The organism is Alkalibacterium psychrotolerans (assembly GCF_054784355.1).
Genome location: NZ_BAAGPH010000047.1, coordinates 1 through 26,543, shown reverse-complemented (window position 1 = coordinate 26,543; position 26,543 = coordinate 1). Strand labels below are relative to the sequence as shown.

15 protein-coding genes, 1 pseudogene and 1 CRISPR repeat array are annotated in these 26,543 nt (G+C 38.7%); of the genes and pseudogenes, 5 read left to right on the top strand and 11 right to left on the bottom strand.

Translation table 11 applies throughout. The features are described 5' to 3' along the window. Positions 1-317: 317 nt before the first annotated feature. Positions 318-593 carry a DUF427 domain-containing protein gene (locus ACYVLS_RS08645; RefSeq protein ID WP_460323608.1) on the bottom strand — a complete coding sequence of 92 codons (276 nt, stop codon included), beginning with the start codon at positions 591-593 and terminating at the stop codon, positions 318-320. Between the two features lie 248 nt (positions 594-841). On the opposite strand from ACYVLS_RS08645, the gene ACYVLS_RS08640 reads away from it, so the two are divergent. Beyond that, on the top strand, positions 842-2,476 hold the full coding sequence (locus ACYVLS_RS08640) for an alpha/beta hydrolase (RefSeq protein WP_460323606.1): 1,635 nt from the start codon (positions 842-844) through the stop codon (positions 2,474-2,476). A gap of 138 nt (positions 2,477-2,614) precedes the next feature. Here the strand turns inward: ACYVLS_RS08640 and ACYVLS_RS08635 are convergent, their stop codons facing one another. From ACYVLS_RS08635 to ACYVLS_RS08605, 7 genes are all read right to left on the bottom strand, one after another. Then, entirely contained in the window at positions 2,615-3,913 is a 1,299-nt protein-coding gene (locus ACYVLS_RS08635) for a TIGR02679 family protein (RefSeq protein ID WP_460323604.1), read from the bottom strand. A 1-nt stretch (position 3,914) separates the two neighbouring features. Next, positions 3,915-8,057, bottom strand: a complete 4,143-nt coding sequence (locus ACYVLS_RS08630) for a TIGR02680 family protein (protein ID WP_460323602.1) — start codon at positions 8,055-8,057, stop codon at positions 3,915-3,917. Continuing rightward, positions 8,057-9,223 (bottom strand): TIGR02678 family protein, encoded by a 1,167-nt coding sequence (locus ACYVLS_RS08625; protein ID WP_460323600.1) that lies wholly within the window; start codon positions 9,221-9,223, stop codon positions 8,057-8,059. The genes ACYVLS_RS08630 and ACYVLS_RS08625 overlap by 1 nt, the downstream gene beginning before the upstream one ends. Next, positions 9,216-10,715 carry a TIGR02677 family protein gene (locus ACYVLS_RS08620; RefSeq protein WP_460323598.1) on the bottom strand — a complete coding sequence of 500 codons (1,500 nt, stop codon included), beginning with the start codon at positions 10,713-10,715 and terminating at the stop codon, positions 9,216-9,218. The genes ACYVLS_RS08625 and ACYVLS_RS08620 overlap by 8 nt, the downstream gene beginning before the upstream one ends. Positions 10,716-10,976: 261 nt before the next feature. Then, entirely contained in the window at positions 10,977-11,588 is a 612-nt protein-coding gene (locus ACYVLS_RS08615; protein WP_460323596.1) for a histidine phosphatase family protein, read from the bottom strand. 78 nt (positions 11,589-11,666) lie between these two features. Then, positions 11,667-11,927, bottom strand: a complete 261-nt coding sequence (locus ACYVLS_RS08610) for a hypothetical protein (protein ID WP_460323594.1) — start codon at positions 11,925-11,927, stop codon at positions 11,667-11,669. A 152-nt stretch (positions 11,928-12,079) separates the two neighbouring features. Beyond that, positions 12,080-12,322 carry a hypothetical protein gene (locus tag ACYVLS_RS08605; protein WP_460323592.1) on the bottom strand — a complete coding sequence of 81 codons (243 nt, stop codon included), beginning with the start codon at positions 12,320-12,322 and terminating at the stop codon, positions 12,080-12,082. A gap of 2,718 nt (positions 12,323-15,040) precedes the next feature. Between ACYVLS_RS08605 and cas9 the strand changes: the two are divergent. From cas9 to ACYVLS_RS08585, 4 genes and pseudogenes are all read left to right on the top strand, one after another. Then, positions 15,041-18,288, top strand: a pseudogene (cas9, locus tag ACYVLS_RS08600) (type II CRISPR RNA-guided endonuclease Cas9). A gap of 177 nt (positions 18,289-18,465) precedes the next feature. Further along, entirely contained in the window at positions 18,466-19,368 is a 903-nt protein-coding gene (gene cas1, locus ACYVLS_RS08595; RefSeq protein WP_460323590.1) for a type II CRISPR-associated endonuclease Cas1, read from the top strand. Continuing rightward, positions 19,274-19,681, top strand: coding sequence for a CRISPR-associated endonuclease Cas2 (gene cas2 / locus ACYVLS_RS08590; RefSeq protein WP_460323588.1), 408 nt, complete (start codon positions 19,274-19,276; stop codon positions 19,679-19,681). The genes cas1 and cas2 overlap by 95 nt, the downstream gene beginning before the upstream one ends. Next, positions 19,678-20,613, top strand: a complete 936-nt coding sequence (locus ACYVLS_RS08585) for a hypothetical protein (RefSeq protein WP_460323586.1) — start codon at positions 19,678-19,680, stop codon at positions 20,611-20,613. The genes cas2 and ACYVLS_RS08585 overlap by 4 nt, the downstream gene beginning before the upstream one ends. 10 nt (positions 20,614-20,623) lie before the next feature. Further along, positions 20,624-21,451: a CRISPR direct-repeat array (repeat unit 36 nt; unit sequence ATTTTGGTACTCTCTCATCTTTTGGTATAAAGGAAC). Positions 21,452-21,552: 101 nt separating this feature from the next. Here ACYVLS_RS08585 and ACYVLS_RS08580 read toward each other — a convergent pair. From ACYVLS_RS08580 to pglX, 3 genes are read right to left on the bottom strand one after another with little or no spacing between them, the layout of a single operon-like run. Then, positions 21,553-21,768, bottom strand: a complete 216-nt coding sequence (locus ACYVLS_RS08580; RefSeq protein WP_460323584.1) for a hypothetical protein — start codon at positions 21,766-21,768, stop codon at positions 21,553-21,555. Further along, positions 21,765-24,320 carry a BREX-1 system phosphatase PglZ type A gene (gene pglZ / locus ACYVLS_RS08575; protein WP_460323582.1) on the bottom strand — a complete coding sequence of 852 codons (2,556 nt, stop codon included), beginning with the start codon at positions 24,318-24,320 and terminating at the stop codon, positions 21,765-21,767. Before pglZ ends, ACYVLS_RS08580 begins: the two co-directional genes overlap by 4 nt. A 14-nt stretch (positions 24,321-24,334) precedes the next feature. Next, on the bottom strand, positions 24,335-26,416 hold the full coding sequence (pglX, locus tag ACYVLS_RS08570) for a BREX-1 system adenine-specific DNA-methyltransferase PglX (protein ID WP_460323580.1): 2,082 nt from the start codon (positions 26,414-26,416) through the stop codon (positions 24,335-24,337). Positions 26,417-26,543: the final 127 nt, after the last annotated feature.

Genomic DNA, 26,543 nt, shown 5'->3' with positions numbered 1-26,543 from the left:
GATGAAAAGATTGAAAGGAAAAATCTGGCTGGCCAGATTTGACTCTAAAAAGATATTTTAGGGTTGTGTGGTGTAATTGGTGAAGTTTACGGTTGAAATTGTTGTCTGAACTCTACTAAATGCATCTTTCATGAAGTTGACACTTGAAATTAGCAGCTGAACTCAACCGAAGAACTCGGTCGTTTAGTTCACTACAGATTTAACTAGCTGAACTTCACCAAACGGCTACTCTGATGAAGTTCAGTCGAAAAAAACCAGCTGAACTTCACCCATCATTAGGGAAGGTCAGCTGGTATGGTGATGGGTTAATGAATAAGTTAGTCTACTTTCTGTTTATCAAAAGCGACATGGCCGGCTATGTGCTTGGCCTTTTCTTTCGGTTCCTCGTATGACCAGGCAGCGTCTTTAATAATTTTATCGCCGTATTTAACGGAATAATACGTCGCTGCACCCTTCCACGGACAGGTATACTGCGTGTCGCTTTTGACGAAGTGATCCATATTGACGTCTTCTCGCGGGAAATAATGATTATTCTCTACTACGACTGTCTCTTCGCTGTCTGCCAGAACGGTGTCTTTGTAGTTAATTTTCATGAACAGTCCTCCCTTTCCAGGTAAGTGCGTGCGCTAACGGCTGGTTGGTTATATTATAACCTGAATGCTGCCGCATGCTAAGGAATAACCCTTACATACTGTACGATAGCTGGGAAAATCAACAAGGACCTCTCTTAGAAAAATTATACTGACAGAATTTTTGCAAGTTGAAGCCGGTTTCTTTACAATTGAGAAGAGATTATAACGATTATTCACTAATATTACGTGTAATCAAGAGGAGTGAGCAAGTGAAAAGTGTATTAAAAGCCCTCATAGGGTTAAACGGACTAGCCTTTATACTGGGTTTAGTCTATGTATTCTTTCCCGATCAAAATCTGTTCTGGAACGGCTTCGGTATTTTACTGATTGTCACCCTGACCGCAAACAGTCTCGTCAGTAGCCTAAGCAAGCAGCACAAAAAAATGACCACAAGCTACCTGATCCTGTCTAGTTTCGGCCTGCTGATTATCATGGGCTTGAATACCTTGACGTCACTCTGGCCCACCTATACATTATCCAGAAGTATTCTGTCGATAATTTTACTGCAGGCCACGCTGTTGTTTGGACTCTTTGTCTGCCGAACCGTCTTGATTGATAAGCAGAAAATTAATTTTCATCATTCGAACATTACCTTCAAGAACAGCAGGAAGTCCAGTTCCATTAAACACAAGAGTCTAATGACCTTTTTAGGCTTGCTGCTCGGTTTAGGCATGCTGATGGCGTTTTTCATGCTGGTTCCAATCCCTATCAGTATAGCCGAAGTCATTCTGTCTCAGTACAGTCTTTTTTACAGCCTGATATTTTTAAGCCTTGCGGGACTTATTCTTAAAGTGTCGCATCTGAAAAGAGGAACCTGGCAGTGGTACTGGATTTTGTCCATTGGCGTCAGTCTGTATATCCTTTTCAGCATTCCTCTACTGACACTGCCGACAATGCTGTCTGATGCAGAAGAAAGTTACACCAATGCTTTTGGAGAAAACTGGCAGGATCTGGAAAACGACTACCCGCTATTTAGAGAGTCGCCACTCTCTTTGCCCGACTATTTCTACGGTATTCGTTCAACGGATTACAACTTTACTGAAGGGGTCCTCTACTATGAAGGAACAGAAGGCGTCGACGAGGATTTGGAGTTGCGTTTTGATGTTTACACCCCTCCGACAGATGCCAGTGAACTGCCTGGAAATGGTGCCGTTTTAGTTCGTATTCATGGAGGCGGCTGGAGTACCGGTGGACGAGGCGCTCAGAACTTTGCTCAGTTCAATAAGTACTTTTCCACACAAGGCTACGTGGTGTTCGATGTGGAATACGGCTTGAATAATGATGATGACCTGTCCGAATTTTCTCAAGTTGACGAAGCCGTGACCGGTGAATTTTCCGTTGATGATATGGTCAGACACCTGGGACTGTTCACGACTTATCTGGCTGACAATCACGGAGAATATGACGCTGATATTGATTCAGTCTTCTTTTCAGGCGGATCTGCTGGCGGGCACTTGGCCAATGCAGCAGGCTTAGGGATTGTCAGCGGTGAGTACACAGATATTCTTGATGACCGCTTGACCGTCAGCGGCCTTATCCCACTCTACCCGGCAAACGGACTGGCCAGTTACCGAAACCTAGACGGCGAAGAAGCACTCGTTAACCCGGAACTCTTAGTTGATGAAAACAGCCCGCCCGCTTTAGTTTATCAAGGCGACATGGACCGCATCGTGGATCCGAGAGTAGCCGAGTACTTCAGAGACTCTTATCTGGACAATGGCAACACCGACTTAGCCTTAATTCGTACACCCTACGGCGAACACGTCAGCGACCTATACTTCCCCGGCTACTATAGCCAGATGTTTGTGTATTACATGGAGCGGTTTATGGTGGAGAATCGGTAAGGATTTTGTTGTCAATAAAACTACAAAATAGTAAGACCCTTGAAAAGCCATGAGATAATGGTCTTTCAAGGGTCTTTTTAATTCAAAATAATAGTAATGTACTCTACTAAATTTAATATTTAGATTATTCTTTCCCTATTACGCTAAACGACTTTTCACTTCCGTAATCATATCGTCAAGTAATGCTTCCTGATAGCCGGGCGCTTTCGTACGGTTTAACTCAGAGGCGACACTTAACAAATCATGATTAGTAATTGGGTTCAGTTTTTTTATCCGAGCCTCCGATAGACTGTCTTCAATGGAAATCGACTTATCATAAGATAAAATAGTCATCTCCCACAGCTTTACATAATCAGGGTAGCGGTCGATTAAACGTTGAGCCATTCCAATACCTTCCGGATCCAGATCGCTGGAATAATTAAGTGTAATCTGATTTTTAACAAGCAAGTCAAAGCATTTCCAGGCAGCCAGTTTAAATTGACCATGCGTACAAATTAAAGGCGCATCTGGAATGACGTCCAGTATACTTGAGAACACACCTGAGTTTTCGACAATCCATACTTCCTTACCTTGATTGAACGGACAGAGACTTTGAATATGCATCAGCTCTCTTATAGGCAGGTTTTGAACCGTATGGGTCTCACAAGCAGCTTCCCAAAAGATTTTTCTGGGACCATCAGTTTCTGCCATCAAATTAGCAACAGTTACAAAATTAGTAATATCGTCTCTTAAAATATTATAGGTTAAAAGCAACTCATTGATAGCTTCACTAGTTACCGGCATTGCAACTTTTTTAGGGTCATAAGTCGCACGTTTCACTGTCAGTATGTGAAGTAGGAGTCGACCTAAATTTTGATTCCGGTCAAAAGCATGCGGATTACCTGTTATTTGCTGGGCAAAAACTGGGAGTCTCACAGGATTCTCCGGAAGGTTTTCCAGAATGCAATCCAAGCTGCTTACGTACGTTTCAAACTTTTCATGGGACTCATCCATTAATCTATAAATAAAGTAACTATCTGGAGACTTCCATTCGAGATAGTCTAACCAAACCGCCGCAAGCTCATACCTTAATTTTAAATAATTAATAAAAGACCATTGTTTATTTGCCTTCATTTCTAAGCGCTCTTTATTAGATATGAGCGGCTCATCAAAATATGTTTCAAGTAGCTGCTTTAGGTCGCTGTCGTCAAATCGGTATTTTTCAAGCTGTTTTTCAAACTGAAGCAAGGTCACTTTATTCTTTTTAAAAAGGACATCTGACCGTAAACCTAAAAACTGAGCTAATTCTTTCAACTCTTTCTCTGAAAATGAAGAGAGTGACACACTGCCTCCGATTTTTCCCAGAGATTCATACTTCTTTTTGAATCCCAGAAAGAGCTTTTCATACAGTTTCTTTGATTTAAAGTAGCGTATGGCTTCCATATTGTTTTCACTCACTCTATTCACCTGCTTCACTTTGTTCAGAAATTAATGACCGTTTTCGTCCATCCCATAAGTAGCGAATAACTGCGACATGGTCAGCGTTTTGAGGGCGGAAAAGTTCACAGATGGCCAAATTGGAAACGGTTGGGTAATCTCCCCAAAGTACTTGAGAATTGATAATATAGTTAAAGTTCAATTCTTCGACCACTTCAAATAAATCCGCAATGTTTTTATCATCAACGCCAGCAAAGGCTTCATCCAATGAAATAAGGTAGGGTGCAGAGTGATGAGCTTCCTTGTATCTGGAGTATGTTGCGATAAATAAAGGAATGTACATCGCTCGAGCTTTTTCGCCTCCGCTGAACTTATAAAACTGGTTATCTGTCAGAGGCCGCTTTCTGTTATCGCCTGTTCTCTGGAAACTCAGTTCGAAAGAGAACCAGCGTCTGTAGTCGAGGACTTGTTTCAGGACCTGCAGAAGAGTCTGTAGCTCTGTTGACTCATCCATTAAACTCTTTGCACGTTCGATTTTTGTACGGAAATGCTTAGTGACTTTGTCTATATCTTCCTCTTTTAAAAATCGCGGATTTAATCTTAGCAGCTCTACTAGTTCTTTGGTATCCAGTTCATCTTCGGTTTCAGCGGTTCTTGGCTTCCACCTTATCGAAAACAGTAGACCAGACGAGTCGTTTCTGGCTTCCATCAGCTCTTTCATTTCTTCGACCCAGCGTTCGGCTCGACCGATACGTGAGCGCAGTTTATTTCCGACTGATTGGAACAATATCTCTTCATAAAGCCGTTTATCCTGTTCGTCCAAGTATACTTTCTGGCGGTCTCTAAGCGTGGTTAATTCTTTCTCAACTGTATAAGGACTCACTCTTTTGGCAAGGTAAAGACATTCAATGACATCTCTTTGAGAAGCACGCTGCCATTCTTTTACTAAAAGGTCAAACTCATTATTGGACAGTGTTGGCTGCATCCATTCTGGAATCGAAAGCCGGTCGGTTCGCTGGCTAGGACTAAACTCGATAAGGTTGTCTAGCTGATCATTTCTTACGCGTGACAAACGGCCAATTAGATTCGATATGTCCTGATCTTTTAAATGGTGAAAATTATTCAGAACTACTCGAGCTTTTTCACCTAAAGAAAAGTTTGTAGTCTCATTGAAGTCATGTAAAGACTTCGCCCACTCATTAGAGAAAGAACTTGCCCAGGCTTCTTTAAGTTTTTCCCAGAAATGGATTCTTTCTTCCTGTTTCGCGATATCTTTAGTTACATACTCTATTTCCTTAGCTTTAGAGGCTTTCTCTGTTCTGTTTTCACTAATCAACGATTCCAGTTTTTGAATCAGTTCCTGAGTCTCTTTGATCTGCTTGCGTATATCACTAATCCCTTCTTGTTCAATTTGCTGATTGATATACTCAATATCTTTTTCTAGGTGCTGAACGCTACTCTTGTAAACATTAATGTCCCCTTTATAGCTGATTAACTCTTCTTCCAGTTCATTAAGTCTGACAATTAGTTCTTCTTGTCTGACAATAATATTTTTCAGCTCTCCGTGCACCCGTTTGAGTTCTCCGAGATCCTTTTCATACTGACGCATTTGCTTTACGGCACTTTGATAAGCAATCAAAGAAAGTTCGAGATTATAGGAGCGCGTTTCCTGTATGAGTATCTGTTTCTTTGAATGTAAATCGGATCCGATAGCCTTCACGTCTTCTGACAGTTTTTCAATCTGTCTAGTTAACTGTGAAATCGTGTTTTGAATAAGAGTAAGCTGCTTATGACCCTCAGCTAAATCCTTATCATCAGGAAACTTAGAAAAATCAAACCTTGCCTCTTCAATCAGCTTTCTTAAATGATCTTGCTTGTCCTGATACACATTTAGTTGATTATTTTCCTTTTCAATCAAATCCTGGAGGTGAATAATTTGGTTCTCCCGGTATCTTTTTCGGGCCTGTTTTCCTATGAAGCGGACAGTATCTACTGGTAATGCGTGCCCTCTCATTAAACCAATAGAATAATACCCTTTTTCTGATATGGATAATGTTTCACGACTGGACTCATCTATCAAGATACTTCTGAGAATCTGGTCCACATGCTCATCTGAAATACCTTGCGAATCATCTATATCGGGCTTTAATATATCTGCCAGAGTATAGGCCATCATTTGAGGGTTAGGTGTTAAAATACGGTCATGTAAGACATCAACGTCTTCATTCGTAATTAACGCGTCTAAAAGTCCCGAGTCTAGTAAAGCTGCTTCAATTCTTTTCTGCGTTTCTTCACCAATATCAGGCCTGAACTCAACAGCACTGTATAAAGGAACCGCTGAAACACCCTTACGTACTAATTCGTCACGAAATTCTTTACTTAAATCGGGCGTTTTTGGATCAGGGTCTTTTTTATTCTTCCATTCATTTAATTCAAGAGTCAGTTCATCCAACAACTTGTTTTGTGCTGTGATAGTTGCTTGCAGGTTAGCTATTTCTTCTCGCTTAATTGATTCATAGCGGTTAATGCTTTCTCGCACAGGTTCACGGACATCTTCATAGCGAGAATCCTTAAACAACTGACTCATCGCCCTGGAAATTTTCTGCATGGTCTCTTCAGGCACTGACAGGTAATCGGCATCTTGAACCCAATTGTATATAGCGTTTAACTGCTTATTCTTTTCTTCTCTTAGCCAGTCAAGCCAGTCCTGCTCTTCAAGCTGCCTGTCATCTAAATGGTGGGAGGCCTCTCCTAATTCACGGTCTTTTACTTTAAATGAGTCTTTTAAAATCTCTAGTTCCCGAAGTTTATCTGTCACGTCTTCAAGCGCACTGAGGTGACGATCAGCCTGTCTATCCCACGCTTCAAAGGCAAAAGCAGTACTCATTTGTTCGGTAAAGTCCTTTGAGTGTAACTCATGACTATTAAGAAAAGAAGCCTCGTCAGCACTGTCTGCCATATCCGCGAGTAAGTCAGTCAACGCTTCTTCTTGCTTTTGCCCTTTTAAATCCAAGGTGTCAAGGCGTTCGCGTGAATCATACTCTTTTTTACGCGCAGTATCTAGACGCAACTGGGCCTGCTTTAATCGTTGTACTTCCTGATTTAATTCTTCGGTTTTTTCAAGGTATTCTTTTTCCAGATCCCATACTTTATGCTGATTTAAGCGCTGACGCTGTTTATCTGCCGCAGCTTTTTCTATCTCGTGATTGGCTAGCTCTTTATCCAAATGAGTTAATCTATTTTCAAGCGCCTGTTTTTCAGTGAGTCTCGTCGTATACGTTTCTTCCTCCGATTGATAACTATCTGTTGTTCTTTTAAACCCGCTTGCCTGATCAAAAAGCACTTTCTGGTTATAATTCGTATAGGCCTTGTTCAGTGTTGAAATCGCTTCGTGTTCACGGTCCAGCTGCTCGAGCTGCTGCTTAGTCTGATCCATTTGTTCAATCGTGTCAGACAGATGACGCAAGTCTTCAGTGGATAAGGGGGGTAAAGCTTCTTCCAGAATGTCATAAATAACGGTCGGTCTGAAATCTTTTGATAGTTTAGGACTGCGAAGCTGTATAAGCAGTTTAATGAGATCTTCGTATTCCTCAATTGTTTCATAGCCGAAAATATGCTGGTTCACTAGACTGGCGTATTCTTTTCTAGTCTCGACCAGCTGTCCACCATCATTCAGCTGATTACGCATTTGAATTTTCGAAAGAGGAATCTTAACGTTCTCGCCTTCATGCTTCTCTGAATTATACAAATTAAAATCTTTACCAATTCGACGATTATCTGTCACGATGAATCCCCAGAAGTTAAGCTGGGCACCTCTTCTCGCCTTCAGTCCGATTCCGATTGTGATATACTGATCGGATTCTTCTCGTTTAAATTCCATGTACAAATAACCTGTTCGTTCATCAAGGTCTGTCACCTCTTTTTCACCTAGCAGATAATCTTCCATGCGACGGGCTCTGGAACCAAAGGGGTCTAGCCTTTCCGGGCGAGTTGATCCATCGAGTAACACAGGTAAAAAGCTCTGCATGGTGACCGATTTACCTGCCCCATTGTTTCCTCTTAAAAGAAGCTTACCTTCAGCGAAATCAAACACTTCATCTTCGTAATACCAGTAGTTGAACAAGCCGGCTCGATTAATTACCCACTTGTTTTCATTCTTTATCACTAATCTGCTTCCTCCTCAAAGTCATCTGGATACTGTCCTTTCATACGTGCTATAGCCGGCATCAGTACAATTAAACCAGTCTCTTCTTCTATTCGTGCAAAAGACCACTCAATTAAATGAGTCAACACATCTCCTGCGATTTTTTTTAATCCACTTTTTTCTCTGTATTCTATGCTCCAGCCTGACTTATACTCTGATGAAACATCTTCAATGACTTGCTTAAATTGCGCATCAGTCAATCTAATGTCTCCAAACGCGCTGACTTCAAACTTTTCCAGGTTATGGCGGAGAAAACTTTGAACGTGCAAGCTGACTAACGATAAAGCTTTGCGGTCAGGGTAGCTTTCATAGAGCTGTTTCGGTTCAGGAAGAGTCACCATAGCGGCATTTTTTGTGACTTCTAGTTCAAAGGGGGTATGTTCTTCAATGTCTTCCCTTACTCGGTTACGGTAGCGCCTGATATAGTCAAAGTCTTCGTCGTCGAGTTCAGTTCGGTACATGACAGGCTCGACTAGCAACTTGCGGTACACCCGTTTTCTTCTCGTGTCATCCTGACTTCTTTCCCAGTCCATTTTTAAAATATCTTCGGTAGTCTGACAGCTTTTCAGTGAATGCAGATGGTTGCGCATGTAGTAACGCGAATAAATGGTTCCCTGATAGAGAACTTCCTGTTCTTCAAAGCGGGCAAACTCCTCAATCCCACCGGAGTAACTGTCCACTTCTCGAATGCAGTTCAGCTCGACCATCTTTTTGAGTACTCTGACAAGAGACTGACGGTGCTGATAATTCGTCCAATCTATTTTTATTAAGCCGGGGTAACTTTCTTCTAAGTCCTTTGCCAGTTCTGACAAGAGAAACTGGTCCTCGACTGAGCGATTTTCCAGATAAGCCAGTCCGCAGCAAAACAAGACATAATCCCTTGGCTGCTGGAAGTCTTGTATGCCCATCCAGCTTTTTGGATTAACTGGAACTTTTTCCAGCTTGATAAAATCTTTATGAATGATTAAAGAATAGCCTAACTTTTCAGAAACATACCGTCTAAGTGCCTTTTCATTTTCTCGAATCAGCTGGTAATTAGATGGTTCATCTTGCCTGAGTATCCAGTAATTTTCAAACAGTAAACCTAAAGCAGTTTGCTGATGCTCATTGAACCCTGTTTCAAGCATGACCATCCCCTCCTTCATTACCGATTATCTCAAACCACACATTGGGCATATCTATGCTTCCGTCTTCAGCATTCAGACTAATGCGGCCTTCTTTAAAATGCAACCTGATTTTCAAGCCGAGATCAGTCTGAACAGTCCGGTCTTTATGACCCATGGCTTTACCTATCCAGTTCAAGAAAATCTGCCTTACAGCCGGCTGAACAGAACTAATCGTTTCCAGTTCTATTTTCTGACCTTTAATGTACTGCTCAATCCATTTTTGTTCGAGCTGTTTTTCTTTCAAAAATAGTTCCTTGGACTGCAATCTTTCTTTTGACCGGTCAACAACAACATTGGCCCGGGTCTTTTCGCGGTATGTGCGAATCATCGGTTTAGTGGTGTGAATCATTGGATCAAGTTCCCATGTATCGGTGTATAAATTGTCAGAAGGATTCTGGTCGATAAAGTAATGCCTTGTGTGATCAAACCCAAAGGCAACTGCATAAAGTTTATGGGCTTCTTCTATGTCATCCAGTTCGCTGAACCAGCTGGCCAGGTGAAGGTATTCCTCGCGACGACTGCGTAAATTCTGGTTGCGCTCCCCCATGCGCTGAACAACTTGCGTTATTTTTCGAATAGCATCAGTTGTCCGCTCCAAAAGCATCTCTGATTCACTTTTTCCATAGGATTGCGTCCCTCTAAACCATGACTGAACAGCAAGCCAGCGACCGGTGTACTCCTCAAACGGTTTCGCTTCGTGCGACACATCGACTTCCTCGAGTCTAGCCTGCGTTTTGTGGCGCCAGACCTGTTCAAAAAAGTGATACAGATGCTCCGTTTGTAACTGCTGTAGAATCGTTCTGATTTGCTCAGACGTCGACTGCATCGCTCTAATGAATTCCCTCAAATAAGCAGTAAACTGATCCTTATAGGTTAAAAACGCCTCTGTTTTCATTCGTTCTTCAACTTCTTCACTGCTGATGTAGCCAATGTAGTCTGACGTATTCTCAACAATCTGGCGGAAATACGTTTGAATATCTTCCCACAACTGATTTGCTTCCTCATCCGCAATCGTCTTATTCTTCAAAACGACTAGTTCCATTTCCTGCAGATAGCTATACAGCCTGTTAAACTGCGTCCGCTCGAGCACGCCACCGAATACTTCTTCTTTGTTTTCCATTTCAGTGAGCATTCGTTCGAATTCAATGGTATAAGGCGTCGGCTGATACCGAAATCTCTTTTTCTTGTACTCTTCTATCGTCTTCGAACTGCCCAATTCTTGTCTGGGAGTCAAGTTTCCCCATTTAACCAGCTGGTTCAAATCAATATGCAGATTATCTTCTTCGTAGTCAGAAAACCCATCCTGACTTCTCACATGAGTCATCACTTCTTCAGGAAAAATAAACTCTCTCATACGTTCATGCTGGATATAAAAATAGCGCAAAATTACACGGTAACGGGCACAATTCTCCGCCGTGAGGTACGCTGCTTCTTTCACTTTATTAAACGCCATATGAACAGTCCTTTTTTAGCCGCAGCCAAATTATTTAAGTTAAGTTTAGCATAGTTATTGAAGGGAAAGAACAAGAAGTTCTGTCATTAAAAAAAGAGACTCAATCGTTACTTACCGACTGAGTCAATTTCTCAAATGCATATTAAATTACGAATCTGACAAAACCCTCTTCAACTTCTAAGATTCTATAGTCCAAGGTCTCCTCTCGTAAAAGGAAAAGAATATTCTTGGTATTCAATAAGTGGAGAACTTGGGAGGTTTCTAGAATTTCTCTTTTCCTACATCCTCGCCCCATACAATCGTGTCATGCCTGTTTTTTTCTGTCACTTGACTAAGCAGATTTTCTAATGATAGCTCCTTTTTTTCCTGTGCATTTACTAACTCACCATTCATTATTTTATCGGAAACTTTTGTATTGCTTTCCCACAGGAGCTTTCCTTTAGTCGGATTATTCATCTGCAATTGTATAAGAGCCATGCCGCCTTTTTTAATAGAATACTCGGAACCGGTCAGCTCTTCTACCCAGTAGCCTAAAGACGGCTCATGACCAACGCAGACTATTCTTGTGTCAGATCCCAACTTGCTGATTTCCGTAGTCATTGCATTGAAGTCCCCATTAGCGATGAATTCTTTTTTCTCTGCACTGTCTAAGTCAAAAGCTTCCGTGAAAATATTAGCCGTCTGCCTAGCCCGTATTAAAGGACTTGTCCAAACCACAATGTCTTTATCTGTATTAAGATTGTCACCAACGGTATCTAAGAAATCAGAAAACTCTTCTTTACCATTTTCAGTCAGCTCTCTTAAGACATCATTCTTATCTGCATTCCGATCTTCAGCTTTACCGTGACGGATTAAAAGCAGTTCTTTTGGCAAGTGGATCACTCCTAAAGTTGGAATTTAAAAAAATAAATTATCTAACTACAGTAGACTCAAAAATAAACACTGCTTCAATTACTTTAAGACTATAAATTTAAGGGTTACCAGTCGGTTATTCAAAACCCATTCGCTGACATTTCCTGGAGGTTCATGGTAGAAGGACGTCTCCCAGTCGCTTAATAGGTCAAAATTAAAATAGGTCATTGCGGTACTTCTAATAGCACGCATTTTTGCATTGTAGAAAGCGTTAGAAATTTCTGAATGCTTACTAAAGAATGCATTCTCATACCACTCTGCTACATATCCAGGTACAGCAGATACTTCTTTTTTCAACAAATGCTTTACTCTCCTTTTCTCAGTTTCTGGTCTTTACCCAGACAGCACTCATTAATAAACAACCCGACCAAGTCTAAGCAATCTAGTCTTGGCCGGCTTATAAACGAATATTAGAGTGCTTTGACATAATCATTTGAAAATACTAAAACTTATTAAATCGGGTCGTCCCATGTGTTGACATAGTCCATTACGTATTCCTGTTCCTGCGGTTCTAATTGATCGAATAACGCCTTAAAAACATCTTGATCCATGTCTTCCCAATTATTTAAAATATTCGTCAGTTTGTCATAATACTCTGGGGCGTCGTATTTTAATAGCTCATGATGCTCACTCGTCGTAAGCTCCACGTTGTTATCGGATTTTCTTTTTATGTCTTCGTACCGTTTGCTAGACATAATGACACCTCCTCCTTTATAATGCATCGTCTGTTCTGTCTATTATCAGCAATGAATAATGTTCAGTTTAACAAATTGCTATAAAGTTGTGAGATGAATTAATCCGGATGGGCCAACGCTTTTCTTTTCTTACTTATATTATAAGCTTTTTTGGTTTATGCTTCTAGTCATAAGGTCAATTGCTTTTATACACTTCACAGTTGACTTGAGTCATAGACTTTTTGGTGATTAGTTTATATTCTCAAGCGATTTGTGCAATTTCGGTTACTTCTCTATATGAATCATTCACTTACAATTATTCGTATTCCTTACCAACTTCGAATGAACTAATAAATTTTTTCATACTATTTTTAGCGATTTTCATTGCTTTTACTGATTCTTCAGCATTTTTAATTTTAGTCTGAAGTTGTTTCTTTTCTTGTCCTGTCAGATCGTCAACTTGCATATTTAATTCAACTATACCTTTTTCGATTTCCATTATTTTACTTACGTATTGTTCATAAACAGTATTAGAATAAGCTGTATCATGTTCATCATTTAGAAAGATTTCTCTAATCGATACTAGTAGTTTAGCTGATTGTTTAATAGTATTCTTTTTACCTAGTAGTCCAAATACACCCACGGCTCCACCAACACTCGTACCAACGCCTACTCCTAATAGAGCGCCACCACCAACTATCGCTATAGTGCCTCCTGCCATACCGGCACCTCCGGCAGCTACAGCTCCGCCACCTAAATAAGCAAGTGAGGCAGCAGTTAAAGCAGCTCCACTGAGTCCGACAAATTTAGATCCAACCAAAGTAACGGCAATAGCTGGCGCAAAGGCACCTGCTGTGACAACCGTTAAAATAGTTATAAGAGAAGTTACTGAAAGTGATAACAGGGCAGTTTTTAAAGTTTCGCTTAATTCGTTGATCATTTTATTGTATGTTTTACGCAACCTGAAAATATAATTTTTGGGATAATAACTCTCAACGAAAAATGAATCAATGAAATGATCCCCTGCTTTTTTATTGTACCCGTTTAATTTATTTTGAATTATTTTGTATTTGTTGTCTGGTTTAGTTTTTCCTTTATTATCTTCTTCCAATTCCAAAGTATAATAAGGTTCGAACAGCATAACCTCTAATAAAACTAATTTAAACCATCTATTGGTTGGTTGATTAGTTTCGATGACTTTTTTTAACTCTTCTTCTGTAAACCATCTAAGCTCAGCATCCTGAATATTAACAAAGCCTGCAAAGTTTTTACTCATGGTTTCTTTCCATTCGTTAATCCATAAATGTTTCAAAACTTTAATATCTTCTGTTTTTCTGGGTGTTTTTGTAGTTCTTATATCATTCAGTGTCTTGTAGTATTCTAGATTATAAAGTATTTCTGTTTGTTCCAAGGTTAACCCAAAATTATCTTCAGTCATAGCTTCACCAATCCTATTGTTAATGTTGTTATCTATTTCTGAATAAGTATTTCTTTCGATAACTTTGTATATTTCTCTAATATTTACTAAGTCTCTCTTGCTTAATCCCCAAGAAATCTCAGAACCTACAGCAACCATAAATCGACCTACGCCTATATAGTTAACAGCTATCCAGTTTTTTTGAGAAATAAAAGCTTCCCCAATATCTATTGAGGTAAACACGCCAGTTGAAATTATAAGCATCCGGCTAAGAGTAGGATTGTTAGTTGGTTTAACACTCTCCCATTCAATTTGTTTTAAATCACTCACTGAATGAATTGGGCACTTCTGCATTTCAAGACCCAGTCGTCTAATAAAGTAAAAACTTCTCACCATACATTCATTTGCAATTACTGGTAATGCCTGACGGCTGACTTCAATTCCTAACCCCATCTCGCCTCGTAAATCGAAGCGAAGTTCTTCTCCTTTGATTATGTTTCCATTCTGATCTCGTTTTGCTAGTAAAGTACCATTAAACAACTTAGATAAAAAGACAGAAAGTGAGCGATCTTTAACAACTAGTTCTTTAAAAAAAGGTAAAACAGATAGCTCTTTAGCTATTGAAAGCAATGGACCGGGTATGCCTGTACCGCCACTTTTGCCTACTGTATTACTTGACCCTGCCATGTCACTCACAAGGTGGAAAAACCATGTTATTGTACCTTTATAAATTTTTGACGGGACATCATCACCAATAAACACTTTACTTCTTTCAGGAACATCAACCACCTTAAATTGCCCCATTGTGTTAGTTCCATATGACTTATATGTAAATTGGGTCAAAAGAGAAAACATTAGACCAACTATTGTAGGATGATGAGCAAAATCACGTAGATGATGCTGAAGGCTTCCACCTAAATCTGCAGTATTACCGTCGCTTGGAATCGGGAATTTATTTTCAAGAAAGCGAACAGAAGATTCTAGATCATTAGATTTTGACCCAAGCATTTTTGCTGTTTTAACAACAAACTGGTCAACTTCNTCATTCCTATCAGCCTGACTGGATAATAAATTAATTTCATTTTCGATATCAAAAATAGCTTTATAGAGATTAAAATCTGAATCAGCTAAAGACTGGTATGACTTAACCTCTACTTGCAAAACAGAAGAATTCTCCATATTCAATGCCTCCTATTGTAATATTATGTAAGTTAATTAAAGTATACCATTTATATATCGCATAAAGTATAATTGATAAGCGAATTGTAATCCCTTTCATGTTACAATAAAATATATAAAAAAATATGTCTGGAGGATAATGAATGAGTAATTTAGTATTAGGAATTGATATCGGTGTTTCAAGTGTGGGTTGGGGAATAATTAACAAAGAAACCAATGAAATTATCAATGCAGGTGTAAGGCTTTTTGAAGAAGCTACGCGTAATGCCAATGAGGAACGTAGAAGTTTCCGTGGAGCCAGACGTCTTAAGCGTCGGCGTAAGCATCGACTTGAACGGGCTAGGGATTTCCTTGAAGAAAACGGACTGTCATGCACACAAATAGAAAATATAGATCCATACAAAAGCCGTTACTTCGGTTTGAGGAAAGAATTAAGCGAACAGGAACTTGCGGCTGCTCTTTATCACTTGATTAAACGACGCGGAACAACGATTGATACACCGGAAGAAGATGAAAAAACATCCGGAAATGAACTGTCAACTAAGGAACAGCTTAAAAGAAATGCTAAAAAACTAGAAGAAGCTTATATTATCGATATTCAATATGCTAAATTAAAAAACAGTGAACCAGTCAGAGACCATACTAATCGCTTTAAAACAAGTGACTATATCGATGAAGCCAAAGCTTTACTCGCTTTCCAGCGGCCGTATCATAGTATGATTACTGATGACTTTATTGAAGGAACTATAGATTTAATTAGCAGTCGCAGACAGTACTACGAGGGCCCTGGTTCCAAAAAGTCCCCCACTCCTTATGGTGAATGGTTCTTTGATGAATACGGAGTTCTGCAAAATGAAACCATGATAAATAAAATGCGAGGTCGCGGAACTTACTTTACCGATGAGCTGCGTATACCCAAAAAAGCGTATACTGCTGAGCTCTTTAATTTACTTAATGATTTAAATAATATACGCTATCCAGCTGATGATACGGGAGAAATGACTGCACTACCTCAAGAAAAGAAAACAGAATTGATAAATGTGTTTGCTAAAAAGGGCACTAAACTAACTCTGAAAAGAATAGCAAAATCTATTGGCCTATCTAATGAGTTGGATATAAAAGGTGCACGATTGGATATGAAAACAAATAAGCCGATTTTTACTGAATTCACGGGATTTAAACAATTAAATAATCTACTGAAAGATATTGATTTGCCTCATGGCTTTTTTGAAAATAGAGATTTACTTGATGGAATAGCTGAAATTCTGACAGCCGAAAAAAGTATGTCCCGCCGACAAGAACAATTAACAGATTTATTCAATGATACCTATGGTGATGGTTTGGCAGAAGTTGCTCAGGCATTGATTCAAGACACCTCCTTTAAGGAGTATCATGCCCTATCGAAAAAAGTATGGAGTTGATTTTACCTGAGCTATGGGAAACAAATAAAAATCAGATGGTATTATTCACCGAACATGGGCTAGGAAAATCTCGCTTGGAAAAACTGCAGCAAGGCTCAAGCATTCAGTTTGATGATGAGGCAATACTAAGTACTGTTGCAAGACGTGCCCACCGCGAAGCAATCAAAATAACGAATGCAGTACGCAAAAAGCACGGTGAATTAGCCTACGTTGTGGTGGAAATGGCTAGAGAAAAAAATAGCGATGAAGGCAAAAGAAAATACAACGATGCTCAGAAAAGAATAGGTGCGTTTGAGAAAAAGATGGCTAACCTCTTAGAGGTGAAAGAATTAAAAGAACTAAAACTCAAAGGGAATCAGATGATGGCTTTAAAATTAATGGATCAGCAGGACTATAAGTGTATCTACTCTGGCCGACAGATTTTGCCACAGGACATAGTGAATGATATGTCTCGTTTTGAGATTGACCATATCATACCTCTCTCGTATTCGTTTGATGATAGCCAGCAAAATAAAGTGTTATGTCTTCGTGAGGAGAACCAGCATAAAGGACAAAAGACTCCACATCAATACTTTACTAGCGGAAAAGCCACCCGCTCTTTTGATACGTTTAAGGCTGATTGTACTAACCTGTTTCAATCTAAGAAAATTTCAAAGTTAAAACTCAATTATTTACTCGAAATAAGAGATGTTCAACGAGATCCAGAAATTCAAAAAGAATTTATTAGTCGTAATTTGGTTGATACACGATACGCCATGAGAAGTTTTTCTTCAAACCTTCGAACTTTTTATGCAAATAACGAAATCGACACCAAAGTTTTATCCATCCGTGGTAGCTTTACTTCAGCCTTAAGAAGGCGTGCACGACTTCATAAAGATAGAGATGAAAGTCATGCTCATCATGCTATCGATGCACTAATCGTAGCTGCAGTTGGAGCGACACCTATTCTAAAACAATTAAATGCTGTTGACTTTAACCGAGAAGGTATAGTCGTTGATAAAGAAACCGGGGAAATCATTAGTGAAGAGAAAATTTTCAGCTCCCCTACTCTTCAATTTATTAATCGTTTAAGAAGTTATGAAAATAAAGTGAAATATTCTCATAAAGTAGACCGAAAGCCTAATCGGACGATGACTAATCAGACCCTCTATTCTACGCGTGTTAAAGACGGAGAAAAACATACCGTAGGAAAAGTAAAAGATATCTATGCATTAGATAAAAAAAGCTTTGATGCTTTGAAGAAAAAGATTGATAAAAATCCCGACAGTTTTTTAATGGCGCAGCATGATCCTAAAACCTGGCAACTGCTAATGAAAATAATCGAGGAACACAGTCATGCCGATAACCCGTTTCAGGATTTTAAAAAGCAGCATGGCTATATTAAAAAAGATGGCAAAGTGCCTGTTAAAGGCTTAAAGTATCTGGATAATAAACTGGGTATTCATGTCGATATTTCTCATAAGTTTCCTGAATCCAAACGAGATGTTGTGCTGCTCAGTCGAAAAAGCATCCGCATTGATGTTTATATGAACGAAGACGGTAAATATAAATACTTGGGTGTTCCGTACAACTGGTTTAAAAAGGAAGGCGATTATTATGTATTAGATAAAGACAAGTATTACGGCAAAGAAGGACTTGCTGCTTCTTACAAACAAATCGATGATTCATACGAATTCCAGTATAGTTTCTACAAAAATGACCGTATTTCTTATAGCAAATACGAAAAGTTAGAGAATCCAGAAACAGGTGAAAAAGAAAAAGTGTTGGTGGGTTATGACAAATTGTTTAGGGGGGACAATAATCCCAAATTAAGTAGGTTAGAGTTACAAGATGTAAATGCCATATCATCAGATAGACTTACAGTATATATATCTTCATTTATAAAAATCAAAAAATATAATGTTGATGTTTTAGGAAATGAATTTTTAGTCGAAAAAGAAAAATTTCAGGATAAAATTCCTGCTATATAAAATAAAGGGTTTACATCTGGGTGTTCTCTTGCTATGATAAAGATGTCCTCGACGGAGGACTCCTTTATACCAAAGGTTGAGAGAACCTACCAAAAAAAGGCTTTATGCCGAGATCACAGATCAGCCCCTTAATTGGGGCTTTTTTGGTATCTAATTCTATTAAAAGAGGTGAGTAATATGAGTTGGCGCATTGTATATATTGAAAAGGCAGACCAATTAAAGTTATATTTGGATAATTTAAAGGTGGTCCGTGACGAATCAGAAATTCTTATCCCTCTGTCTGATATACATACAATTATTGTCGATAATCAGCAGACCGTTGTAACGGGTAGACTTATCAATAAATTATCTAAGTATCATATTTTACTAGTTTTTTGTGATGACAAACATTTACCTAATTCTTATGTGCTCTCCCCTCACAGTCATCATCAATCCTCCAAAGTATTAAAAAAACAAATCAATTGGTCGTCTGATACTATGGAAGAAATGTGGAAACAAATCATTCAGATTAAAATTTATAATCAAGCCTCAGTTCTCGTTCATTTAAAGCGGAATGAGCCAGTGATCCATCAATTATATAGTTTGGCAGAAACGGTGCAGCAAGCTGATCACTCTAACCGTGAAGGTCATGCGGCAAAGCTGTATTTTAAAGAACTTTTTGGCCCCTCTTTTATTCGAGATCGTAACAGCTTAGATGGCATTAATTCAGGATTAAACTATGGTTATATTGTATTGCGCTCGACTATCGCACGCAGCCTAATTGCTTCTGGCTTACATCCGGGTCTTGGTATTGGACACGCGAATCAATACAATGCATTTAATCTAGCAGATGATTTAATTGAACCATTTAGACCTGTTATAGATCTATGGATAGCTGTATTAATGAATGAAAAAGATTACCTAGACATGAAAACAAAACAAAAACTCGTGTATTTAATTAGCAATAATAAAATTTTGATTGGCAATCAAAAACAGACACTATTAAATGCTATATCTATTCTCATCCAGAGTTTTATTAAAAGTATGGATGAAGAAAATCCCGATTTACTGGTTTACCCAGCTAATGGGATCGCCATATAGATTTATGCGTTTAATGTTATTTTTTGATTTGCCAATGAATACACGGAGTGAACGGCGCACTTATGCGAGGTTCAGAAAATATTTAATTACCAACGGCTTTACTATGGTTCAGTTTTCAGTTTATTCAAAGATATTTCCTAACCGCAGTTCTTTAGATACTTATATGATGACTCTAAGACATAATTTGCCAAAGCATGGATCAATTCGAGCAATGGCTGTAACAGAAAAACAGTACAATAAAATGTACTTGCTTGTCGGGGACCAGACGCTGACCGAACAAACATTAACTGATAATACAATGGTGATATTATGAAGGAATGGCGAATCGATGATTCCAAATCTACTACTCTTTTAATGAGCGAAGTGACCTTGTTAAAAGGAAAAGTAGATAAATGGCTGGAAGTAATTGAGCTATTTAGGCAAACATTTGACTCCAAAAGAATTGATATTTATGAAGGTGAAGAAAAACTTAATGTTAATGATTATTGTTTAAACATTTTGTCTTATTCTGATGAATATCACTCTACTGACTCAGTAAATACAAAGTCTAATCTTAAAAATTTGTTTACTGCTTATCTAGAACTCTCTCCTTTCTATAAAAACCTAGTTGATAGTTGGGAAGAATTACAGGAAGAAGTTGAATTATTGAGTCACGAACTCGGTTATTCTCAAAAAATTCAACTGGATGATTTTCCAAAGAAAATAGTTGAAGAACATTTAAAGTGGAAAACCAACATGGGAAGTCAGCTAGATGGAATGGTTCAGCAAATTAACTTGACCAGAAAATTTATTCCAGATAAAAGACATATTTTCATACTTATTCATCCTGAAGAAGTATTAGGCAAAAAAGAATTAAGTGAACTTTACAATCTACTCGAAAGACAATCTAGTTATTTCATACTTGTTGGTAATTTTTCGTTTGATGGAACTACAAATTTGATCTATAAGAATAGAATAATAAACCAATTATTAATCAGTCGAAAAAAGGAACAAATTGCATCACTTTTGCCGTTTGTGTTCGATGAAAAAGATTTTGACATCTCCTTAAATTGGTATATAACTATTGTGGAAAACAGTAAGGATAAAACGATTGATTTATCTAATTCATCTGTGGATAACTTAAGACATTTCATCTATGTATTCTTAATGATTTATGTAACTGAACTGCCCTTAAAAGTTGATTTCATGGGGATCCCTCAAGAATATAAACGATTCATTGAATCAGTAATTGAATCTAAGGTATAATGAAATTGGCATTTTGGTACTCTCTCATCTTTTGGTATAAAGGAACATAATTGACATTAGCTTCTATACCTGTAGATTTTGGTACTCTCTCATCTTTTGGTATAAAGGAACAACAGCCGTTGCATTTGTTGCCATGATTGATTTTGGTACTCTCTCATCTTTTGGTATAAAGGAACTGGTCAGGAATTTCTGACAATATAAATGCAATTTTGGTACTCTCTCATCTTTTGGTATAAAGGAACTGTAACTACCGGATAACTCACGAAACCGCCATTTTGGTACTCTCTCATCTTTTGGTATAAAGGAACTTACTTGTATCGGCTCGTCGATAGCAAATAATTTTGGTACTCTCTCATCTTTTGGTATAAAGGAACGGCGGGAATCAGACACAAATGACAGAAAGGATTTTGGTACTCTCTCATCTTTTGGTATAAAGGAACACAAAGACCCGGAACTGATTGGGGCTCGTGATTTTGGTACTCTCTCATCTTTTGGTATAAAGGAACCCTGGACGAACTCGAGCAGAAAGAATCGCAATTTTGGTACTCTCTCATCTTTTGGTATAAAGGAACCATAATCCTTGTTATCATCTAGAAAACCTTATTTTGGTACTCTCTCATCTTTTGGTATAAAGGAACAAACCCTTGCTTTTTCTTCCCTGTGTAATCGCATTTTGGTACTCTCTCATCTTTTGGTATAAAGGAACTGAATTATGGCGATGCAATGAAGGTCATAGATTTTGGTACTCTCTCATCTTTTGGTATAAAGGAACATTTTTGATTGTATAATTCTAGCGGCAAAGATTTTGGTACTCTCTCATCTTTTGGTATAAAGGAACTGCTTTTATTGAGTGCTATCAACGTGGATAATAGAGATCAACATAAATTAAAATGACCTTCAACTGGAGACTATAGTTTCTCCCTTGAAGGTCATTTGTAATTAAAACGGCAACTCTAAATCTTCATCATCTTCATCATTACTCAACTCATTTTCTTCCAGCAGTCCTTGTTCTCTGGCTTCTTCCATAGTTATGCTATAAGGCGCACCGCCGCTGGTATAACCGGCGATGAAATAATAGTTTTCTCCGTAAATTACGTCCTCTAAATTTTCTTCTTCAGATTTTTTCATTTCGTCCCTCGCTTTTTCAAACGTCATCCAATCAAATCTAGTTTGAACCGTTCTTTAATAATATCCTCTTCATCATTCGCATTCTCCATAACAAAGTAATGCGTATCAATGGAGCTGTAAGATTCGTTGAGTAGAACAAACTTTTCCGTATAGACACGTTCATCACTTGCTTTATTTTCTCTATCTGCAATGAGTGTTAATTCATTAGAGATTTTTCTGCCCTTGTCATCTTCAAAATAAAGGTTTAGTCGTTTCTCTTTCTTCTGTTCTGACACCGGCTCTGTTTGAAGGAAAGATAACCAGACAATATTGTTTGTGATCGTCCGTGTCTGACTGATCAGTGAGACATCGACTTCAGGTATTTCGTTACGGCTGCGGTCTGTCTTGATTCGGAGTAAAGGTACCATCATTTCCTGTGGCAGATGTCCCCCGTGACTATATTGATAGCCGCCTCCATGCAGTGCAAACCGGTTCATGCCTCTCGGTACTGTGATGTAGCCGGTATTATCTAAACGTTCTGACAGGGTGAAACTCAGTCCGCTGTAATGATCCTCTTCTTTTTCAGATAATATAAAGCGTTTATTTTTTACCCAGGCATCTAAATTATTATTAACCGAAACTTTATCACTGCTTGAGATAGCAGATCGTGTATAGAGATAGCCATGATCTGCGGTAACCAAGAAGGCGCCAATACTGACGTCCCCTGTTAAGCGATTCATTAATTGGATCAAGTCATTGATTGAATCCCTCGTTGCTTTAAAAACATCGTTTTCCGTTGGTAAGTGATCCCCTATAGCATCCACTTTGTTATGGTAAACGTATACCAGCTTCTTGCCAGCCATCGTCTCTCTTAACTGGTCCTTAGTCATTTGATCAATGTCTGTCGCTTTTAATGCAAGGGCTTCAGGATGGCCATTCTTTTTCAATATAGCCTCACGGTTAGCGAGTCCTATCGTTTTCATCTCATCGACTAAGACAGTACCATCTGTTTGAAATTCTAGTGAGTGATGTGGAAGCAGACTTGCCATACCAACCGAAGTAATAGAAGGAAGTTCTGTTTGCATCCAGTCGATTTCTCCGTTGAACCGCTTCTCTTTTGTTAACTCTTGGTATAACTCTTTACCCGCCTCATAGCGTAAGCCATCCGAAATAATGACAACAATACGCCTCTCGTTAGCTAGATAAGGCTTCACTTCATTATCAAAGAAGTTAGCCTGCAGTTTGTTTGAATCAAAAGTGTGGGTGTTTTTGAAGTACATGTCCCATTTCTTTGTAAAGTCATTCAGATACTGGTTCACGTAAAGTCTTTCCATCTGATCCTTTACCGGTCTGACTGTATCCTTTTGGTCAGAATCGAGGTCATCATAGAATTCAGTAATTTTACGGTAAGCAGTATCCACGTGATAACCTTGGTCACTGTAATACTGCCAAAGTTCACGCGTTTCTGCCATCCCCTGCCAGTCGGCTTCAAAGATTTCTGTGTAATGGTTCAATTGAATCGCCCATTTCAAGAAGGTATAACTAATTGTAAAGTGGTCGAACCAGATAGTGTTGCGTCGTTTAGCTAGGATCGGCAATAATCGGTCACTATCACTGACATGCATTTGAATTGATTGCACAGATCGGTCGATGAGTTCATGGTCGAACCATTTAAATGTCTCACACTCAGACAGCTTTTCACTTGGAAGATCATGTAAGAGATTATCAAAGTCCCATGCACTTTCAACGACTGTGGAGACAAAGTAAAAGGCTGATTCTTTGTTTTTCGTATTCATCCACTGATTGATGAAGATCACTATCGGATTATTTTTTTCAAGCATGTAGGGTTTAAGTTCTTTTGGCATAGACTGGCCAAGTTCCGTCCCTAAATAGGTGAGGAAGACCTGATGCATGAGCTCGTGGACGGATAAGCTGCCATTCATGCTCGTGTCTTTATTGTAGCCTAGTAACTGGTCGATCATAGTCCAGAACCGTTTTTCGTCTCCAAATTTAACGAGCTGGTCCCACTTACTGTTCTCTTTGGAAGCCGCTTCTTCAAAGAGTTCGATCAAGACAGCCATCCATGTCGCAGCTGGCGCCTTAGTCAACGCAGCAAAAACGGCATACTCGACAACTTCTCCTGTGTGATATGGACTTTCATTATATAGACGCTTGAACTGGCTGATTCGGTTTTTGGCCCTAAAAAAGACAGGGTATTCTTTGATGATCGCTGTGACCTCTTCACTGTCAGGATCGATACCTAAAGTCAGATACAACTGGCTTAAGGCATCAACTTTCAGTTCTTCACTGTAAAGTAGAACATCTAGGAGCGGGTTGTCTTCCATACGAGGTCTCTCCATGGAAAAATACAAAAAGAGATGCGTGTCCTTAAACTCCTTTTCAATCAGATAGTTAGTTTGAAAAAAGTTGTGAGTGGTAACTGTTAAAAGTTCTACAGCATCAGTTTCTTCTGCCCACGTCTTGATTGTGTCAGCATATGCTTCTTCAGGGTCGAACAAGTATAAGATTTTTCGTTTTTCCACGTCTTTCAATGGTGAAGCGTAAAAGGTTTCAATACGAGAAAGTAACTCTTCAGCCAAGTGAACACCTCCTGTTATATTTTTTCAAAGACGTATTGTTTTTTCGGTTTGTTTGATGTGTCATCTGTTACTTCAATATTTTGGAATAGTTCATAGTTTTCTTTTACACCGTCATCCAAGTCTAGGTCGATTTGCTGTCTGGCGACGTGTTCGATGATTTGGTCGTACTTGGCGAGTTCTGCCCGGTCTTTTGTGTACTCATCGATCGTCTTTTGTGCCCGAGCTTTTTGCGTGGCTGAACTGGTTTCATCTCCAATGACTTGTTGCTCGTGGGTGATAAGGTTGTCCAGAACTGTGGCCTGATGCAGAATGTACTCGGTACGGAGCTGAGCAACGGTATATTTATGGTACCGGTGAAGATACATGAGGCCTTTGAATGCGCCTCGTTTCCCACTCGTAAACTGCCAGTATATCGGACGTTTCTGATAGGTTTTCAAATGATCCTTATAAAACTCTTTCATGAAGTAGCGTCTAATGCGGTCTCTCGCACTTTCATTACTCTTCATTTTAAGTGCTTCTGCAATGAAACGAAGGTTCTCTTCAAGCGTCTCTTTTCCGTAAATTAAACTGACCAGCTCTTCTACTTTATTCATGATGTCATCTTCAAAATACTGATCTTCAGTCAGTGGAATGATATTGGTGTCATCTGGTTTATAAGACGTATACTGACTTTCGTCCCACTCTCCACCAGCATAGGCCAAACCTTTTTTATCAAGTGAATACCGGCCAAACATGATGCCGACTAAATAGGATAAGAAACTCTTAACGTCTCGGTCCAGCTTTGCCTTATTCACTGTCACATCTTTTTCTTCCACTTCAGGAGTCAGTTCATCTTGAAGACCATAGATATCTATGAAGATACGGTTCAGTTCTTCTTCGTTCTCTTTGAGTTGATAGAAGCGTTCATCAGCAATCACTTTCCAGTTGTTAAAACTGTCTTTAATCAATGAAGCATCCTCTTTGTGAGTTAAGAAAGGGTGTTCTTCGAAGTCCCAGGACGTTTCGAAAGAATTCCAATCGCATATCGATATTCCTATACATTGTTTAGTGATGTCATCAATTACCAGGTTATTTCCAATACAAATATACGGTAGACTTCCTACTGTATTAACTTCAAAATTCATAGTAGAACTTAATAATTGTAGTAAATAATAGCTCACATTAGAATTTAGTAAAGCTAGGATTACGTATGACTCGTTTATATTATTGCTAAATATTCCAGACCCACCACTTCCAAATAAAGAAGAATCAATATAACGACATGCAAACCTACTGCTACTAATAGCTGTAAATGTTATACCCTGATTAAAGATGTAGTCTAGATTATAATTGTGGGATCTTACCCGTCCGGTTTTTTCGTCCTTATAATTTCGAATCTCGTTTCCATCATTTTCCCAATTAACTAAATACTCTTGATTGCCTGCCCATTTTCTATACCTACCTCCTTTGGAGAATGGGAACCATTTCATACCAGACTCCTTCGCTTTTTCTCTTGATTTAGAATTGTAACTGACCTTATTGCCATTAACCTCGTACCATAAGCGCATAAATCTCTCATTGTTTGCAGTTGCCATCCCAATACGAGTAGTAGATATATTCTCGATTTTTCTACTGTTTTCAAATATTTTAAAAACAGTATTTCCTGCCCAATATGCGATTATACTGCCAGGAATCTTATTGAAACCATTTGAATCCCTTTCGTATCTGTATAAAGTCAGAGCATCATTTTTAGCTTCTAAGTACTTCTCTTCTTGCACATGCATTCCGCCAGTAAATTCAGTTAAGCGAATATATGTCCCTTTTTCTTCTGAATATTCATTTTTTAATACAAACGTGCATAGAGGGACTGTCGCATCTTTAAATGCAGAATATTCTAAGTGAACCAGACTTGTAATAGACTTGTGGTTGATAATATAGTTCCTTAATTTTTCATAGGAAGAAATAAACATCCAGACCATTGGAGTCATTAAACCAGTATATCCATTTTTTTTTGTAAAGAGAGTACAGCGATATATGAAGATAGAAAATAAATCTTTTTTATAGTCTTTATACTGCTTGTTTATAAATGATTTTAATTCCTTGTTGAAATTATTCATGTAAGCATTATGGTGGTAAGTCAAGAGAATAGATTATAAATAGACAACCTAATTTCATAAAAAAGGGTTCACTGAACTAAACCGTCACGTATTCGAAAATACGTTCGGTTTATGTCTTCGGATAGTC